The sequence below is a fragment of the Planococcus halotolerans genome, from assembly GCF_003289955.1.
GTDB lineage: Bacteria > Bacillota > Bacilli > Bacillales_A > Planococcaceae > Planococcus > Planococcus halotolerans.
Map to the genome: position 1 here is coordinate 286,522 of NZ_QLZR01000001.1, position 15,314 is coordinate 301,835.

At 44.6% G+C, this 15,314-nt stretch carries 20 protein-coding genes, 1 pseudogene and 1 riboswitch; of the genes and pseudogenes, 5 read left to right on the plus strand and 16 right to left on the minus strand.

Annotation, left to right across the window (positions count from 1 at the left end):
* Positions 1-35: 35 nt before the first annotated feature.
* Positions 36-431: a DUF2512 family protein gene (locus DP120_RS01280; RefSeq protein ID WP_205854486.1), complete on the plus strand. Its 396-nt coding sequence runs from the start codon at positions 36-38 to the stop codon at positions 429-431.
* Between the two features lie 170 nt (positions 432-601).
* On the opposite strand, the gene DP120_RS01285 is transcribed toward DP120_RS01280, so the two are convergent.
* The 3 genes from DP120_RS01285 to DP120_RS01295 form a co-directional block, all read right to left on the minus strand.
* On the minus strand, positions 602-1,285 hold the full coding sequence (locus tag DP120_RS01285) for a YqjF family protein (protein WP_112221378.1): 684 nt from the start codon (positions 1,283-1,285) through the stop codon (positions 602-604).
* Between the two features lie 67 nt (positions 1,286-1,352).
* Complete coding sequence (locus DP120_RS01290; RefSeq protein WP_112221379.1) at positions 1,353-2,171, minus strand: manganese catalase; 819 nt, start codon at positions 2,169-2,171, stop codon at positions 1,353-1,355.
* A 22-nt stretch (positions 2,172-2,193) separates the two neighbouring features.
* Complete coding sequence (locus DP120_RS01295) at positions 2,194-2,511, minus strand: hypothetical protein (protein ID WP_112221380.1); 318 nt, start codon at positions 2,509-2,511, stop codon at positions 2,194-2,196.
* A gap of 226 nt (positions 2,512-2,737) precedes the next feature.
* On the opposite strand from DP120_RS01295, the gene DP120_RS01300 reads away from it, so the two are divergent.
* A complete protein-coding gene (locus DP120_RS01300) occupies positions 2,738-3,442 on the plus strand; it encodes a type 1 glutamine amidotransferase domain-containing protein (RefSeq protein WP_112221381.1) in 705 nt (234 codons plus the stop codon).
* A 56-nt stretch (positions 3,443-3,498) separates the two neighbouring features.
* Positions 3,499-3,717: a hypothetical protein gene (locus tag DP120_RS01305; protein ID WP_112221382.1), complete on the plus strand. Its 219-nt coding sequence runs from the start codon at positions 3,499-3,501 to the stop codon at positions 3,715-3,717.
* A gap of 86 nt (positions 3,718-3,803) precedes the next feature.
* Here DP120_RS01305 and DP120_RS01310 read toward each other — a convergent pair whose 3' ends face one another.
* From DP120_RS01310 to DP120_RS01325, 4 genes are all read right to left on the minus strand, one after another.
* Positions 3,804-4,994: a S1C family serine protease gene (locus tag DP120_RS01310; protein WP_112221383.1), complete on the minus strand. Its 1,191-nt coding sequence runs from the start codon at positions 4,992-4,994 to the stop codon at positions 3,804-3,806.
* 214 nt (positions 4,995-5,208) lie between these two features.
* On the minus strand, positions 5,209-6,612 hold the full coding sequence (locus DP120_RS01315; RefSeq protein WP_233786116.1) for a sensor histidine kinase: 1,404 nt from the start codon (positions 6,610-6,612) through the stop codon (positions 5,209-5,211).
* Positions 6,593-7,273, minus strand: a complete 681-nt coding sequence (locus DP120_RS01320; protein ID WP_112221385.1) for a response regulator transcription factor — start codon at positions 7,271-7,273, stop codon at positions 6,593-6,595. Before DP120_RS01320 ends, DP120_RS01315 begins: the two co-directional genes overlap by 20 nt.
* 95 nt (positions 7,274-7,368) lie before the next feature.
* Positions 7,369-8,382: a GTPase gene (locus DP120_RS01325; RefSeq protein ID WP_233786114.1), complete on the minus strand. Its 1,014-nt coding sequence runs from the start codon at positions 8,380-8,382 to the stop codon at positions 7,369-7,371.
* Between the two features lie 132 nt (positions 8,383-8,514).
* On the opposite strand from DP120_RS01325, the gene DP120_RS01330 reads away from it, so the two are divergent.
* Entirely contained in the window at positions 8,515-9,138 is a 624-nt protein-coding gene (locus tag DP120_RS01330; RefSeq protein ID WP_112221386.1) for a flavodoxin family protein, read from the plus strand.
* Between the two features lie 34 nt (positions 9,139-9,172).
* Here DP120_RS01330 and DP120_RS01335 read toward each other — a convergent pair whose 3' ends face one another.
* The 5 genes and pseudogenes from DP120_RS01335 to DP120_RS01355 all read right to left on the minus strand — a co-directional run bounded on the left by DP120_RS01335 (position 9,173) and on the right by DP120_RS01355 (position 11,780).
* Positions 9,173-9,703, minus strand: a complete 531-nt coding sequence (locus DP120_RS01335; RefSeq protein WP_112221387.1) for a histidine phosphatase family protein — start codon at positions 9,701-9,703, stop codon at positions 9,173-9,175.
* Between the two features lie 38 nt (positions 9,704-9,741).
* Complete coding sequence (ribH, locus tag DP120_RS01340; RefSeq protein WP_112221388.1) at positions 9,742-10,209, minus strand: 6,7-dimethyl-8-ribityllumazine synthase; 468 nt, start codon at positions 10,207-10,209, stop codon at positions 9,742-9,744.
* Positions 10,210-10,253: 44 nt separating this feature from the next.
* A pseudogene (ribB, locus tag DP120_RS01345) lies at positions 10,254-10,850 on the minus strand (3,4-dihydroxy-2-butanone-4-phosphate synthase); the annotation flags it as partial.
* Positions 10,851-10,863: 13 nt separating this feature from the next.
* The gene (ribE, locus tag DP120_RS01350; protein WP_112221390.1) at positions 10,864-11,496 is read right to left on the minus strand and encodes a riboflavin synthase; all 633 of its coding nucleotides are present in this window, start codon (positions 11,494-11,496) and stop codon (positions 10,864-10,866) included.
* Complete coding sequence (locus DP120_RS01355) at positions 11,496-11,780, minus strand: hypothetical protein (protein ID WP_112221391.1); 285 nt, start codon at positions 11,778-11,780, stop codon at positions 11,496-11,498. The genes ribE and DP120_RS01355 overlap by 1 nt, the downstream gene beginning before the upstream one ends.
* Before the next feature lie 58 nt (positions 11,781-11,838).
* A riboswitch (FMN riboswitch) is annotated at positions 11,839-12,006 on the minus strand.
* An 82-nt stretch (positions 12,007-12,088) separates the two neighbouring features.
* Between DP120_RS01355 and DP120_RS01360 the strand changes: the two genes are divergently transcribed.
* Positions 12,089-12,412, plus strand: coding sequence for a CHY zinc finger protein (locus DP120_RS01360; RefSeq protein ID WP_112221392.1), 324 nt, complete (start codon positions 12,089-12,091; stop codon positions 12,410-12,412).
* 377 nt (positions 12,413-12,789) lie between these two features.
* Here DP120_RS01360 and DP120_RS01365 read toward each other — a convergent pair whose 3' ends face one another.
* From DP120_RS01365 to DP120_RS01380, 4 genes are read right to left on the minus strand one after another with little or no spacing between them, the layout of a single operon-like run.
* A complete protein-coding gene (locus tag DP120_RS01365) occupies positions 12,790-13,272 on the minus strand; it encodes a GNAT family N-acetyltransferase (RefSeq protein WP_112221393.1) in 483 nt (160 codons plus the stop codon).
* 46 nt (positions 13,273-13,318) lie between these two features.
* On the minus strand, positions 13,319-14,143 hold the full coding sequence (locus DP120_RS01370; RefSeq protein ID WP_112221394.1) for a metallophosphoesterase: 825 nt from the start codon (positions 14,141-14,143) through the stop codon (positions 13,319-13,321).
* Positions 14,144-14,156: 13 nt separating this feature from the next.
* Entirely contained in the window at positions 14,157-14,861 is a 705-nt protein-coding gene (locus DP120_RS01375; RefSeq protein WP_112221395.1) for a CBS domain-containing protein, read from the minus strand.
* 1 nt (position 14,862) lies between these two features.
* The gene (locus tag DP120_RS01380; RefSeq protein WP_112221396.1) at positions 14,863-15,258 is read right to left on the minus strand and encodes a VOC family protein; all 396 of its coding nucleotides are present in this window, start codon (positions 15,256-15,258) and stop codon (positions 14,863-14,865) included.
* Positions 15,259-15,314 lie beyond the last annotated feature (56 nt).

Consider the following 15,314-nt stretch of genomic DNA (forward strand, 5'->3'; position numbering starts at 1 on the left):
GAGTAATGATAAAAGTATTCCAGGAGGTGATTGAGTTGAAATACATCGAGGCTTTGCTCATTAAGTTTGCTATGATTTTTTCAGTCCTCTTCGTCATTCTTGGACTTGCATATGGAGTTGAACTCTTTGAGATTTTTATCTTGAGCCTTATTATTACAGTAGTTGGATTTGTCGGAGATCTCACCATTTATCCGAAAACATCCAATAAGGTTGCGACTGGCGGGGATTTTGTTATAGTCTTCCTGGCAGTATGGTTATTGGGTATGTGGCTGATTCAAAATCCCGACTTTTCACTGGTTATGGCCGCCCTCTATTCTGCTATCGTTGTTGCAGCTGGAGAATGGTTCTTCCATATCTACCTGACAAAACGTGTTTGGGGACATAAGGAAACTTCCCATACTACCGAACATGATGAACCAAGGCAATCATGACACAGAAAAGCGACGGTACCCGTTTAGCTCTGTGCTCCTGCATCGCTGCGCTAGCTTCGTCGCAAAGCCTTGACCTCGCAGGCGTCGGTCAAGACTTGGCCGCCGGAGTCTGGACAACGAAAAGCGGCGGCACCCGTTAAACCCCTGAAACTTTATAGTTTCAGGGGTTTTTAAGTTTCAATTACTGGAGGAAAAAACCGTACTTTTTTCACTTCAGCATAATGTGCCATCGGCTTTTCATTTTTAAATTTTTTGCCGAGATAAGGTGCCATCGTGTTTTCTGAGATTTCCCCTTGAACATATTTAAGCTTCCATGGCTTGTGAGCTATATCGAGCCGAAGTAATTGGTGTGCCGGTTTTGTCCATAGACAATAACGTTCAGTCAGCCATTTTTCGAGTTCAGTCGACACAGCTGGCTGCGGCAAAATACGATACTCCAAAGCGATCTTTTCTTGAGGTCCTTCTTTTTTCATAGTTTCACTTCTAAAAAGGATTTTCCCCTCATTCTTATCAAATGACATCCTCGCCCTTCGATACGGCAGAAAACCTCCAACTGAAGCAATTTCCACTGCCAATTTGCTGTTCGCATCCAAACTGAAAAAGTAGACGCCGCTTCGGTTTTTATATCTGACATAGGTCCTGACATTCGCTTCAAGGAAGTTTGCAGCACCGGGTACCGGCGGCATAAACCTGGGTCTGGTGCCTCTCGCTTTAAAAAGGACAATACCAATCCATGCCCGGTTATCGTAAAGATCCAGTTCTAATTCCACCGGAATATGTTTTCGAATATCTGCAGGATCAACCGGCCAATGGAGAAACAAAAGATCATGCCAGTTTTGAGTCATCATCCACATTTTTCTTGCCTCCTTTTTTACCCTCCATTAAAAGAAGCCTCTTCCGTAAAAGAGGCTCTGTCAAATATTAGTCATTTTCACCTGGTAAAGTGTTGTGTGCTTCAGGTGGTGCCGGTTTTAATTCTGGAATTCCACCCATCGCTTTGCTTTCTTCAACTTTAAATGCTTGACCATCCGGCGCAGGGTGTTTTAGGAAATCAAGCTGTGAAGCAGTGCTATCCGAATTTGTATACAAGGTATGTGAGAATTCTGTCGCTTCCCATTCAGGCGGCACTGTAGAAGGTACGATGACGCCTTCTTTAGCTTCCATTTCTTTAATCGCTGCCAGCCACTGATTTTGGTGCATTGTATCACGGGCAATCAAGAAGGAGAATAGGTCTTTTACGCCTCTGTCATCCGTCATGCTGTATAGCCGCGCCACTTGCAGACGCCCTTGTGACTCCGCATTGACGTTGGCACGGAAATCAGCCAGGAGATTGCCGCTTGCTACAATATATCCAGCATTCCAAGGCACACCGTTGCTGTCTTTTGGTGATGCTCCCAAACCATGCACAATTGCATGCTGTGGATTCATGCCACCCATAATTGCACCAACAACCGGATCAGCCGCTGCTTTTTCCTGTTCATAGACAGGAGCGCCTTCCAATAATCTGGCGACCAACGTTGCCAGCATTTCAATATGCCCGATTTCCTGTGTTCCTGTATCCATCAATAAATCTCTGTATTTTTCATTGCCTCTTGTATTCCAGCTCTGGAATAAGTATTGCAATGCTACGGACATTTCACCGAACTGACCGCCAATCAGTTCCTGTACCTGTTTCGCGAACACCGGATCCGGAGCATCCGGTTTTGCATGATATTGAAGCTCTTTTCTGTGGAAAAACATAAACACACTCTCCTGTCAGTTTTTAGTTTTGGTCGGAATCAATCTTTCCTTCACTTTCACTGGAGCTATCTTTCGGATGTCCGCCATCGTAATCCGAGGCGTTTCCGCCGGCATTGAAAGATTTGTCTTCAATTTCATCCTTGCCATGCTGGCGTCTTGCATATTCTTCACCATTCTTTATGCGGCCATCGCTGTCCGGCTGACTGTCTTTCGGGTGTCCGCCATCGTAATCCGAAGAATTTCCTCCCGCATTAAAATCCTTACTGTCTGATGTTCCGTTTTCTTCTTGCTGTTCCATCCTTTCAGGATCGAGATTACGCTCATTCTGCTTGTCAGTCATCACGGCCTCCTCCTTCAAAAATTTTACATACATAGTTTGAATACCCCCATAAGTCCGGATAAAACATAGTTATTTGATATTAAAATACAAAAGCGTGGTATATAAGCTTTCCTTTCTCTGTTCCTGATCCCATTTGCATAAGTGGTTCTCCTTGAAGCAGTGTTTCAGTATTGCAGTGAAGGGTAAATGAAGAAGTAGAGAACATAAATGTTGAGGAGGAAAAAGCATGGCAAAAGTTTTGGCTGTTCTTTCAGGCGGATATACAGATGAAAAAAACAATTACGTTACAGGATGGTGGGCGGAAGAACTATTTGCGCCAGCTATGGAACTGGAAAAGGAAGGCCATACCGTTGGAATCGCAACTTTGCTTGGCGGCAAACCGGTTGTAGATCCATTAAGCCTGTCAGAAGATTACGATCCTGAAGGGAAGTACAAAAAATTATATGAATCCGGACTCGCTGATAAAACCACACCTCTTGTAGACGTTAAAGCGAGCGACTATGACGCTATTTTGATTGTAGGCGGCCACGGTGCAATGTTTGATCTTGCACACAGTGAAGAACTTCATAATATGATCAATATTGTATATGAACTTGGTGGAATTGTTTCTGCCGTCTGCCACGGTCCCGCTCCATTAATTTATACAAAAACGAAAGACGGACGGCCGTTATTGGAAGGATTGGATGTGACTGGCTATCCAAACGACAAGGAGCCGGAAGAAGTACGCGGTCTGCTTCCCTTCAGCCTTGAAGACGAACTGAGCAGAATTGGAAATTACTCTAAAGCCGAAGATCAGGATCAATACGCGGTCTGGGCGAACGAACGTATCCTGACTGGGCGCGATCCTCATTCCTCCGAGCTCTTCGGCAGAGAACTGGCAAAAGCTTTAACCCGCCGGGAGCTGGAACAGGAAGAGAAGTACTTTGATTAATACCCTTCTTATGAGGGTATAGAAATAGAAACATACAGAACGGGGAGGTAGTATTTGTGAGCGATAAAAATAATAATGAACCGCAGGAACGCAAGGATTATATGAGAGACAGCACCGAGAATATGGATCACCCTCCTGAGAAAAAGGAAGGGATCCAGGAACCGAATGTGAAAGAAATGCCTAAAATCAAAATCGGTGTAGCTATCTTTGTAGTCATTGTACTGATCATCCTCGCATTAGGAATCGGATTTGATCTGTTCGGGCTGATGGACTGATATATATTCAGACAATAACTTTCATCTACAGAATATAAAAAAGCTCTCCCAACAGAAATGGGAGAGCTTTTTTGCCTTGAATTTTTTTACATGCCTTCTGTCAATTGAACTTCCGCTTCCATCAGTTCAGCACCGCGATAGAATTTAACTTTCAATGTATCGCCGACTTCCGCTTTTGTATAGAGGTATTGGCGCAGTTCAAGCACCGAATTGATTTCATCTCCGCCCATTTCGACAATGACGTCACTTTGCTGGAGGCCGGCAGCTTCTGCACCTGAATCTTTGGCAACAGACTCAACCACGACACCTTTTTCCAACTCGGCCGGTAAATTCAATTCGTTTTGGCGAATTGGTGCTGGTACATTTTGCAGATCCAAAATGGATACGCCAAGTGCAGGTCTTTCAACTTCACCTTTCACTTCCAAATCTTCAATGATTGGAATAGCTGAATTGATTGGAATCGCCAAACCGATTCCTTCAACTGCATCCTGGGCAATCTTCATCGAATTGATCCCGATCAATTGGCCTTGGCTGTTGATCAATGCGCCACCACTGTTGCCGGGGTTGATCGCTGCGTCAGTCTGCAATACTTCAGCCTGCCAGTCTTCTGTTCCATCTTTATTGATATCAATCGGGATTGAACGTTCAGTCCCTGAAATCACGCCAGTCGTTACGGATCCTGAAAATTGAAGTCCAAGCGGATTACCGATAGCGATAACCGGTTCTCCCGCTTTCAAAACAGAAGAATCCCCAAATTCAGCTACGTCTTTGATTTCAGCTGAAGAGGTTTTTAAAACCGCTAGATCTGTCCAGACATCCGTGCCAAGGACTTCAGCATCGATTTCTGTTCCATCAGACAAGGTTACTTTAACTTGCTCTGCACCTTCAACTACGTGGTTATTGGTAACGATGTAAGCAGAGTCACCTTCTTTTTTATAGATGACACCAGACCCGGCTCCTGCTTCCTGAGGCTCGCTGCTACCGCCGCTCTGGCTGAACGGATTTTGTTTTGCAGTCTGCAAATTCGTCACTCCAACTACTGATGCAGAAGTGGCATCAACTACTTCAGTAACATCTGACGTGACAATGGAAGAAACATTTTCCACTCCACTGACATTCTCTACTTGCTGTGTTTCTTCGCCAATCCCTTGCTCTATATCTGTAAATCCGGGAAGTACGACACCAGCCAGGACAGCCCCGGCCAATATACCGGTAAATCCTGAAGCAAAATTCCCTTTATTTCTTTTCTTCGGTTCTGTTGAATTATAGTATCCCATTTAGTATTCCTCCTGAGTTATGAGTTTAAGTGATCTTTTATGCTATCGACATGGATAACAGCTGCGGCAGTCACTGCTCCCCCTATTACTTATGCCGTTGTATAAAGATTAACAAGCAAATATGAATAAACTATGACCGAAGCTTTAAATAATATGGAAACTTTTAATCCCTTTTTAAAAACGTAAAAACGCACAAGCGATAATCGCTTGTGCGTCATTTTTCATCAGGGAGCCGGATAATGAATCTCGTCCCTTTTCCTTGTTCACTTTCTACCCGGATGTCTCCTCCATGAAGTTCCACTAATTGTTTGACGATCGATAACCCCAAGCCGAATTGCCCGCTCCCTCTGGAAACATCGGATTTGAAAAACCGTCGCCATATCAAATCAATTTCTTCCACGTTGATTCCGCTTCCTGTGTCTGCAACTTCAATAATTGTAAAGCCCGGTTCAGAATAAGAAGATAAACGTATTTCTCCATTGTCAGTGAACTGGATACTGTTTTTCACAATATTGGTCAGCACCTGTATGATGCGGTCCATGTCCACATAAACTTCCTGATCCTCCGGTGCTTCAATTGTTATTGTATCGCCTTTTTCTGCAGCCAGAAACTCCATCTGGTCTTGAATAATCTCCAGCAATTCTTTTGTTTCCACACGTTCTTTCAGCAAGGTCACCTGATTCGAACGGATCTTTTCATAATCCAGATTCTCATTGACCAGCCGAATCAGCCTTCTGGTTTCTTCGCTGACAAGACGTATGCCTTTTTCGCGCTGCTCTTCTTCAATCATATTACTGCGAAGCCCTTCGATGACGCCCGCTATCGTAGTCAAAGGCGTCCTCATTTCATGGGAGACATCGGCCATAAACTGGCGCCTCCGATTTTCAAGACGTTCGATTTCTTCATTTGATGCATGAAGTTTGGTTGTCATGTTGTTAAAGTCTTTTGCTAAATCCCCGAATTCATCGGAACCAGATTCAGGCAATTTCACATCGTAGTTTCCTTCGCTGACCATGGCCGTCGCTTTTCGCATTCGCTGCAGCCGGCTGACGTGCAGCTTTGACAGCAAGTAGCTGAGCAATAATGCAATCGCCAGAGCAGCCAGCATTGCCGTCAGCAGCGTTCGGTTCAATTCATAAATCATTTCACTTGTACCGCTGACCGGCGCAGCCAGCAGCACACCTCCAGCCAGTTGATTGCCTTCTACATACGGCAGGGCCACAAATGTTACCGTATCCTCAAACCGCTCTACATCCCGGTTGACGACAAGGGTTTCTCCCCGTTCAATCGTATTCCATTCCTCGGGTGAAAGCTCCACCGGCGGGAACGCTTCCGATATGGGATATAGAATCCGGCTTTGCTGATCAAAGACGATAAAATTAATATTTTGTGCCTGTAAAATAGAAACATACTGTTCCAGATTTACCGCGGGACGCGGGCCTTCCAATACGGCCAGAATCTCCTGGCCGTAATTTTCAAGTTCCTCCGCTTTGTCCTGGTAGGCGAAATCTTCGACAAAGCGAATGAACAAAAGGCTGAGAATCAAAAAGGATATCAGCAGGATACTCAAATGGCTGCCCATCAATTGATAGAAATAATTAATCCGCCTGTTCTTCAAATTTATAGCCAACTCCCCAAACGGTGTGGAAGTACTGGTCACCGCCGGATATTTTTTTGCGGATCCGTTTAATATGGACGTCCACCGTCCGTTCATCACCGTAGAATTGATAGCCCCAAACTCTTTCCAGCAGCTGTTCGCGGCTGAACACCTGTTTCGGATGCTGCAACAGGAACACGAGCAAATCGTATTCCTTCGGTGTGAGATTCTCTATAACAGTGCCATCCTTTTGTACTTCTCTCGTTGTTTTATTGATCGTGAAATGCTTCGTCTGTATTTGATCATCAACGGTCTCCCCTTTTTGGGAACGTCTGGTGACCGCTTTGATCCTCGCCATTAAAGTAAGCGGGCTGAAAGGTTTTGTGACGTAATCGTCTGCACCCATCTCAAAGCCGATTACCTGATCCGATTCGCTGTCTTTTGCCGTCAGCATGATGATCGGCACCTGATCTCCCTGCTCGCGGATTTTTCTGCACAATGCGATGCCGTCCATTCCCGGCAGCATCCAATCCAGGACCAGCAGATCATAGTCATTTTGCTGATATTTATTGAATCCTTCGATGCCATCAGAAGCAAACTCCCCGGTAATTCCTTCTTTTGAAAAAAATAATTCGAGCATTGAACTGACGCTCGGATTATCTTCGACAACTAAAATATGCATCCCGAACCTCCTCTGCCTTTATGTATTAAAGTTATACCAATGCTTTTTTAAACGCAATTGAATAAAAGCCACTCAGAACCGAGTGGCTTGGACTGTCAGGCTTTCGTTGCCTTTTGCTTATATTTTTCAAACAGATCTCCGATCATATCGTAATCGATGGCCATATTGTTTTCATATGCATATTTCACACCATAACCAAGAGCCACGGTCATCGCTGTCGCTACTGTTCCCCCTATAATCGATCCCGCCCCAGGGATGAATTTCAGAGCCTGCCTGTAAATTGTATGGCCGACAGTTTGTGTGGCCGTTATGACAATCATATCTTTCGCAGCTTTTTTGGATAAGGGCTTATCATATAATTTCGAAAGCTTGATAATCAGACCTACTTGAAGTGAAGTCAGCGGCACGACATCCGATCCCGGAATTGGTGATGCCCCGATAATCCCGGCTGAAACGCCTGCTCCGACGATCCATCTGGTAGCTGCGGCCGATTTTTCTTTCATGCTTTTTGCGAAAAGCAGGTCTTTACCTTTTTTTTCGAGCATCACAAGAATTTCACGCTTCAGATCTTCCAAATTTTCACCTGTTTTCGAGGAAATCGGAATCACTTTATATTTATTTTTGGTATGGTTTTTAACAAATTGAATTAAGGAAGGGATATTTTCAGCAGCGTCTATTTTATTCAAGACAATAAGAATGTCCTTATTGTTCTTTTCGATAGCTGTGAATTTCTCTTTTTCGCTGTCGGAGAAAACCGTTCCCGCAGCATTGAGGAAAAATAATACCACATCTGATTTCTGGACGAATTCGAGCGTCTTTTTCGGATTTTCATCATTGGGGTCATTCAGGCCCGGAGTGTCCATGAATTTGATGTTTTCAAGCCCGCGCATATTATACGGATCGACGCTTACAGTCTCACCCGGCATCGGATTCGTGCTGGCAATGTCTTCACCGATGATTTTATTGACGGTTGAAGATTTCCCGGCATTGACTTCGCCGATCAGTGAGATCAGCAAATCCTGCTCCAGCATGTCGTTGACTTTCTTCATTTCATTTTCAAACATCTTATTCATCGTCTGCATTACTTCATCTTCAAACTTCTTCACCAAATCCAGTCGCCTCCTTAAAGAATATCTATCCTTATTATAAGCGTTTCTCCCTTTTCTAACTATTATAACGCTATGAATAATAAACAGCGGAAAGGGAATAACAAGAAAAACTAGCAGAAAAGGAGTGTTCTCATGCAGATTTTAAAAGCTTTATTTCTTAATACTTCGTTAAAAAGCACTTCAGACCCTTCTCATACGGAAGGGTTTATGGAAGATGTGAAAATCCATTACAATCAACTTGGAGTGGAATCGGAAATCGTCAGGCTGGCGGATTACAACATCGCCCATGGTGTCCAGGAGGATATGGGTGATGGCGATGAATGGCCGCAGATTTTAGAGAAGGTGATGGCGGCTGATATCCTGATCATCGGAACGCCAATCTGGCTCGGCGAGAAAAGTTCACTTTGCACACAGGCAATCGAGCGGCTGTATGGCAGCAGCAGCGTCACCAATGACAGTGGACAGGCCGTTTTCTACAATAAAGTTGGCGGAGCTGTCGTAACCGGCAATGAAGACGGCGCAAAGCATTCTGCCTCAGAAATTCTTTACAGCCTTTCGCATATAGGCTTTACCATTCCACCGAATGTCGACGCTTATTGGGTCGGCGAAGCCGGGCCGGGTGAATCCTATATGGACGCAGGCCGGGACAATGACTTCACCAAATCTACAATCGAACGACTGGCCTATAACACATACCACTTTGCAGGGTTGCTGAAAAACAATCCGATTCCTGCTGAAGGCAATACATTGGAATAGAAAAAAGCCCGGAACTCAGGTTCCGGGCTCATTTTCATTTCCACATTCTTTTTACAGAAGCTTTTTCACCTTCAATAGTCAGAACATAAACATCGGGATTCGATAATGCTTTCCACTCTTCGAATCCGTAAGCTTCCTCGAATTTCTTCAGCAACAATCCCATCATATTCCCATGGGTCACCAACACAGCGTTATCAGGAGCTTCCGTCAAGACCTCAGCTCCTCTTTCCGCCGCTTCACTGGCCGACTCGCCGCCTTCGAACTTCAATTCAAAATTGTTGAAGGACTGCTCAAGTTTTTCCATCCAATCAGGCAAATCTTCTGTACTGAGTACCCGTTCTGCCAGCCTGTCATCGATTTGAATCGACAATTCACGTGAGGCTGAAAGCGGCTCAATGGACTGGATGGCACGGGTAAATGGACTGCTGATGATATGGCTGATTTCAATGCCTTTGAAAAATGCAGTCAACGCCTCGGCTTGTTCCCTGCCTTCTGCCGTCAATTCTGCATCGGGAGCCTGACCTGTAGCCTTGCAATGCCTGATCAAATAGAAAGTCTTCTGCATAGGTACACCTCATTGAATATTTTTTGAATCAGTAAGCTTTATTGGATTTTTTTCATCAGGTTGGCCATTTCAATTGCGCCTGCAGCAGATTCCCAGCCTTTATTGCCCGCTTTCGTTCCGGCACGTTCGATTGCCTGTTCAATGGAGTCTGTTGTCAATACACCGAAGATAACCGGAATATTGGCCTGATCGCTGGCACGTGATACGCCTTTCGCCACTTCGCTGCAAACAAAATCAAAATGCGGAGTTGCTCCGCGAATAACAGTGCCCAGTGTAATAACAGCATCATACTTTCCGCTGACAGCCATCTTTTTGGCAACCAACGGAATTTCAAATGCACCAGGAACCCATGCAATTGATACATCTTCATCATTTACACCGTGTCTTTTCAATGCATCTTCCGCACCACTCAGCAACTTGCTTGTGATAAATTCATTGAAACGTCCGACAACGATTCCAATCTTTAATCCTTCTCCATTTAAATATCCTTCATAGTGTACAGTCATATTCATTCTCCTCCTTCGCTGCGGTCTAAAACCTCAGCTGCTAATTTTTGCTGGTAAGCAATCAAATCTTTTATCGTTAAAATTCCCAGTTTCAGCCTTTCAGCCACCTTGATCAGATCCGGTACTCTGGCCATCGTTCCATCGACATTCATGATTTCACAAATGACTCCTGCTGGAGCTGAACCCGCAAGCTTTGCCAAATCCACAGCTGCCTCCGTATGCCCGGAGCGCTCAAGTACGCCGCCATCTTTGGCGATTAGCGGGAATACATGACCCGGACGCTTAAAATCCGCAGGCGTGGCATCTTCTTTAATCATGCTCATTATTGTATGGGAGCGTTCAAATGCGCTGATTCCTGTAGTGGTATCTTTATGGTCAATGCTGATGGTAAAGGCTGTCCCGTACTCATCCGTATTATCATCAGTCATCAACCCGACTTTAAGTTTTTTGGCGAGGCCTTCCGTGACAGGCACGCATATTAACCCTCTGCCTTCTGTCGCCATCAAATTAATGATTTCAGGTGTTGCATGTTCAGCCAGCGCAATAAAATCACCCTCGTTCTCGCGATCTTCGTCGTCAATAACAATAATTGCCTTGCCTTGTTTCAAATCTTCCAATGCTTCTTCTACCTTGTAAAACAAAATTATGCCTCCCTTAGAATCCTTGCTCTGCCAGCCAGCTTCTTGACATTTCCGGTTTATCGGACTGATGGATTCGTTCTGTATATTTCGCCAAAAGATCGCATTCGATATTGACGCGTTCACCAATTCCTTTTTCTCCAAGCAATGAATCTTCCTGTGTAGTGGGAATCAATGAAATTGTAACTGAGCTGCTGCCAACTGAAAAAACAGTGAGAGACGTGCCGTCTACGGAAATAGACCCTTTGACCATCATGTATTTCATCAATGAAGAATCCAGCTCGATTGTTTTAGTCACTGCATTCGATTCTTTTTTCACCGATCGGATTACTCCGACGCCATCAACGTGGCCGCTGACAAAATGACCCCCGAATCGGCCAGTGGCCGGCATTGCCCGTTCAAGATTGACACGAGAACCGGTCCGCAGATCTGACATGGTCGAAGATTTGACTGTCTCGGGAATGACATCAACTGTAAAAGATTTTTGGTCATGGACAGATACCGTCAAACAAACACCATTGATTGAAATGCTGTCCCCTCTTTTAATGTCGTCCAAAATAAGAGCACAGGCAATCGTCAATTCCATAGCTTGAGGTTTTGTGCGGATTGCAGTGACATGTCCCACTTCTTCCACAATTCCTGTGAACATCAGGCACACTCCTCTATTCTTTTTTGGGCTTTAATTTCTGTTCGTTCCAATTTATTAAATGGGTATTTTTCCACCATGGGGCGAATGGGTGGTGGGGATAGGGTTGCAGAGTAGTTTTGAGATGATTTTGCTGTTACCGATGTGCCGGCCTTCTTTTCACGAAGCATGGGCATACAAATTTCAAGCTTGCCCAAATAACCCTCTTTCCTGAGGGGGGAAGACAGTTCTCTTTTAGTCAGTGAATCATAAAAACTGGTTTGCTTCAGTAAAACAGTTCTTTTCATAAAAATTTCTCCTTCCGATTCGGTTATCGAAAAGAAGAGGCACATAACAAATAGAACATGAATTCTTCTCCCATCCAGACTTTAACTGTCGGTGCCGGATTCTCACCAGCTCCACCGTATCCAAAGTATGGCAACGCTGTTGCCATACTTTGGATACGGGTCACGGACTTGCAGCAGGGCGCTGCTCACCGTCGGTGGGGAATTTCACCCCGCCCCGAAGAATTCAATTCGATTATTTGTCTTTTCCATAGTAGCATAGGATAAAAGAAGAAAACATCATTTCATCACCAGACAGAGGAGGTTATTAAATGGCACATGCTTTAACAGTGAAAGGCATTGGCGTCGACGAGGAAACCCGCTGCTCTCATTACCATTCTGAAATCGACCGCATCGCGATTAAATTTTATTGCTGCGGGGAATATTATCCGTGCTTCGAATGCCACCAGGCTGTTGGCTGCGGTAATCACCAGGTGTGGCCCAAAAAAGAGTTCACACAAAAAGCTGTGCTCTGCGGGTCCTGCGGTTACGAACTTTCTATAGCAGAATATTTGAAGTGTGAATCTTCATGTCCCAATTGTTCGGCGGCATTCAATCCCGGCTGCAGCCTTCACAAACATCTTTATTTTGAGTGAAGAGAAAAGCGGAAGTGCCTGTCCAGCTCTGACAGGTGTAAGGCGAACATGCGAAGTGGCGCTTTTGCCATGCAGCAGGTTTGACTTATATCCCTAAGAGCTGGGCGCTGGAGTCTGGACTAAAGAAAAGCGCAAGCGCCTGTTAAGTCCCGACAAGCGCTGGAAGCCTTGACGGTAATGGCGTTCTTTGCCATTGACGGCAGCTCTTTTTCATGTGTCGAAGCTAGCGAAGCGATGCAGACACAAGGCTGAAGCGACTCGAGGGGCTGGGCGCTGGAGTCTGGACAGCGCAACACTCGTTCTTAAGAACCTTCTGTTTTAAATTTTATAATTTCTTATCCATCAAAAAAGTAGCACAAGGCAATTTCCGCCTTGTGCTATTTTTCAATTCTCATACTCATAACAATCTGTTCCCCGCTTGTGCGCATGAAACGCCTGCCTGTATCTTCGAACCCAGCTTTTTCAAAAAGTCTCTTCGCCGGTTTATTCCTCGCATTCACACCAAGAACGACTTCATCAAAATCTGGAAATTCACTTCGAATAAAATCCTGCAGAGCATATATCGAACCTGTCGCAATCCCGCGTCCCTGGAATTTCGGGTTTACAGAAAAACCTCTCAACAGTAGGGCGTTGGGATTGCTTGAGTATTTTTTCTTATCCTCTGATTCATCGAGTTCAAGAAAACCTGCGGCTTCATTTCTTGCATGAATAATTACAAGATGCTTCAAAGGGTTCTCTTTATCACGGTTAATAATATCCTGCGGCATTCCGGAAAACTCCAGTTGCTCTGAAGGCAACTCATATTCCACAGATATTTTCGGATTGTACAAGCTGAGGGAAACTTCCTTTTTCTTGATCATGTTCTCGCCCCTTCCATTTAACACAGTGAATGAAGACATTCACTCATTAACTCTTCTCTAATGTAACGGAAACAATTTCAGGCAGATTCAAAATCCGCAAAGGAAAACCGCTGTTACCCAGGCCCCGGCTTAGAACAAGCTGTGTATCCCTGTTCTCAAAAACCCCTTCGGTCATTCGAGGAAACCAGCCCTGGCCTGGAGCGAACAAACCGCCCATCCCTGGAATCCGGACTTGACCGCCATGCGCATGGCCGGAAAAGACGATATCAATTCCATTATCCGCATACACAGGAAGCTGTTCGGGACGGTGTGCAAGAAGCAAAGTAAAATCATCGGTCAGCGAAGCCGTATCTATTGCGTCTCTCGTGTATTCTTCATCCCGATAATACATATCCATCAAAGGATCGTGAATACCGGCAATCTGCAAGGTTTCTCCGTCCACTTCCCATTCCACGGCCTCGTTTTCAAGAAAGATGACTCCCCGTTCAATCAGAGCCGCTTTTATATCTTCCAGTTTATTAACCGCCACTTCATGGTTGCCTGTGACAAAATAGACGTCACTCATTTCCACTAATGCATCAACAAGTACCAGAGCAGCATCCAGGTCGTACCTTTCACTGTCAATAAGGTCCCCTGTGATGAAAATAGCATCAGGCTCAGCCTTTTCGACTTTCTTGATCAATGACTTTTGGTTTCTCCCGAACATGGCGTTGTGCAAATCTGAAACCTGCACAATTTTCTTCCCATCAAAAGCAGCGGGCAAATCGTCCGAGGAAATCGTATATTCAGTAGTTTGAATCCAGTTATTGCTTCCCCATACAAACAGCCAGATTAATGCTGCCGTGACTAAAAACACAATCAATTTCTTCATTATTATCAACCTACTATTCTATTTGGATCAGATCTATCGGTGTTATGATTCCTGTCAAAGTCTCATCTTCTTTACCATTTCGCGTTATCAGCAATGCTTCAAGTTTGTGGCCGGATAACACTGAATTCTTGAATACTTCTTCTGCTTCGTATACTGGTGTATTTGACGCAATAAAACGGTATGTGTTCCCGTTTTTCTCATATTTCAAAATATCATCCATTGTGGTTATTTCCCGGGAAATGATTTCTTCTTCCACTGTTGCCGCCAGCCACCTCATTATGCCACTGGCTGTAAGTAACCCCATAAACTCGTCATTGTGATAAACCGGGATGTGCTTGAAATTTTTATCCCTGACCTTGCGTAATACTTCACTTAAAGTATCTTCCGCTTGGAACGTGTGCACTTTCCTTGCGAAGCTTGTCCCCACCGTCACCGGCTCAGACAGAAGTTTTTCGATATGTTCAATCAATTCAACAATTTCAGTATGGGGCTCTGCAATGGCATATTCCGTATCCGTCCGATGATGGACGATTGCATTCCGCAAATCTCCGAATTCACGCAGCTCATCTTCATACTTCCTGATCGCTGCATGCTCTTTTTTGGAGAGTTCAATAGCCTTGAAAAAACTGAAATGGTCCTTGCGGTCAACCATCCCTTTCATTAACTTCTCAATTTTATTGAATGCTATTAGAAACCGTTCGGAATTCTGCCTATCCATATTAGCCCCCGCTTTCCGATACTGCAATTTCGATTTTCAGGCGATCAGGATCTTCCATGAAAACGGCATATGTATCATTGCCCCCTGCGTACGGATGCCGATCCTGATACAGGATGCTTACACCTGATTGTCGCATTTTTTCTGTGATTGCGTCCACTTCCAGAGGCGATGATGCATGAAAAGCGATGTGGTTCAGCCCTGCCGATTTTCTATGGTAACCCGCTTCCAGAAAATCTGCCGGTGTCTGGACGAAAACAATATAACTGGTGCCTTGTTTATAACTGAAGCCTTCCGGCCATTCCTGGAATAAAGAATAGCCGAGTAAGGAAAATAGCGTGTCATAGAACTTCCTCGACATCTCCAGATCTGATACATTCAATTCAATGTGATGAATCATACTCCCACTCCCAACTTTAATTCTTAAATATAAAGATGCAAAAAATGCCGCATCTC

Excerpts from the sequence above, each read along its gene's own strand:
- DP120_RS01295 (WP_112221380.1), bottom strand. The coding sequence starts at position 2,511 with ATGACTGACAAGCAGAATGAGCGTAATCTCGATCCTGAAAGGATGGAA.
- DP120_RS01330 (WP_112221386.1), top strand. The coding sequence starts at position 8,515 with ATGCAGATTTTAAAAGCTTTATTTCTTAATACTTCGTTAAAAAGCACT.
- DP120_RS01370 (WP_112221394.1), bottom strand. The coding sequence starts at position 14,143 with ATGAAGAAATTGATTGTGTTTTTAGTCACGGCAGCATTAATCTGGCTG.
- DP120_RS01380 (WP_112221396.1), bottom strand. The coding sequence starts at position 15,258 with ATGATTCATCACATTGAATTGAATGTATCAGATCTGGAGATGTCGAGG.
- DP120_RS01300 (WP_112221381.1), top strand. The coding sequence starts at position 2,738 with ATGGCAAAAGTTTTGGCTGTTCTTTCAGGCGGATATACAGATGAAAAA.
- DP120_RS01310 (WP_112221383.1), bottom strand. The coding sequence starts at position 4,994 with ATGGGATACTATAATTCAACAGAACCGAAGAAAAGAAATAAAGGGAAT.
- DP120_RS01365 (WP_112221393.1), bottom strand. The coding sequence starts at position 13,272 with ATGATCAAGAAAAAGGAAGTTTCCCTCAGCTTGTACAATCCGAAAATA.
- DP120_RS01320 (WP_112221385.1), bottom strand. The coding sequence starts at position 7,273 with ATGCATATTTTAGTTGTCGAAGATAATCCGAGCGTCAGTTCAATGCTC.
- DP120_RS01290 (WP_112221379.1), bottom strand. The coding sequence starts at position 2,171 with ATGTTTTTCCACAGAAAAGAGCTTCAATATCATGCAAAACCGGATGCT.
- DP120_RS01360 (WP_112221392.1), top strand. The coding sequence starts at position 12,089 with ATGGCACATGCTTTAACAGTGAAAGGCATTGGCGTCGACGAGGAAACC.
- ribH (WP_112221388.1), bottom strand. The coding sequence starts at position 10,209 with ATGACTGTACACTATGAAGGATATTTAAATGGAGAAGGATTAAAGATT.
- DP120_RS01355 (WP_112221391.1), bottom strand. The coding sequence starts at position 11,780 with ATGAAAAGAACTGTTTTACTGAAGCAAACCAGTTTTTATGATTCACTG.
- DP120_RS01335 (WP_112221387.1), bottom strand. The coding sequence starts at position 9,703 with ATGCAGAAGACTTTCTATTTGATCAGGCATTGCAAGGCTACAGGTCAG.
- DP120_RS01285 (WP_112221378.1), bottom strand. The coding sequence starts at position 1,285 with ATGTGGATGATGACTCAAAACTGGCATGATCTTTTGTTTCTCCATTGG.
- ribE (WP_112221390.1), bottom strand. The coding sequence starts at position 11,496 with ATGTTCACAGGAATTGTGGAAGAAGTGGGACATGTCACTGCAATCCGC.
- DP120_RS01375 (WP_112221395.1), bottom strand. The coding sequence starts at position 14,861 with ATGGATAGGCAGAATTCCGAACGGTTTCTAATAGCATTCAATAAAATT.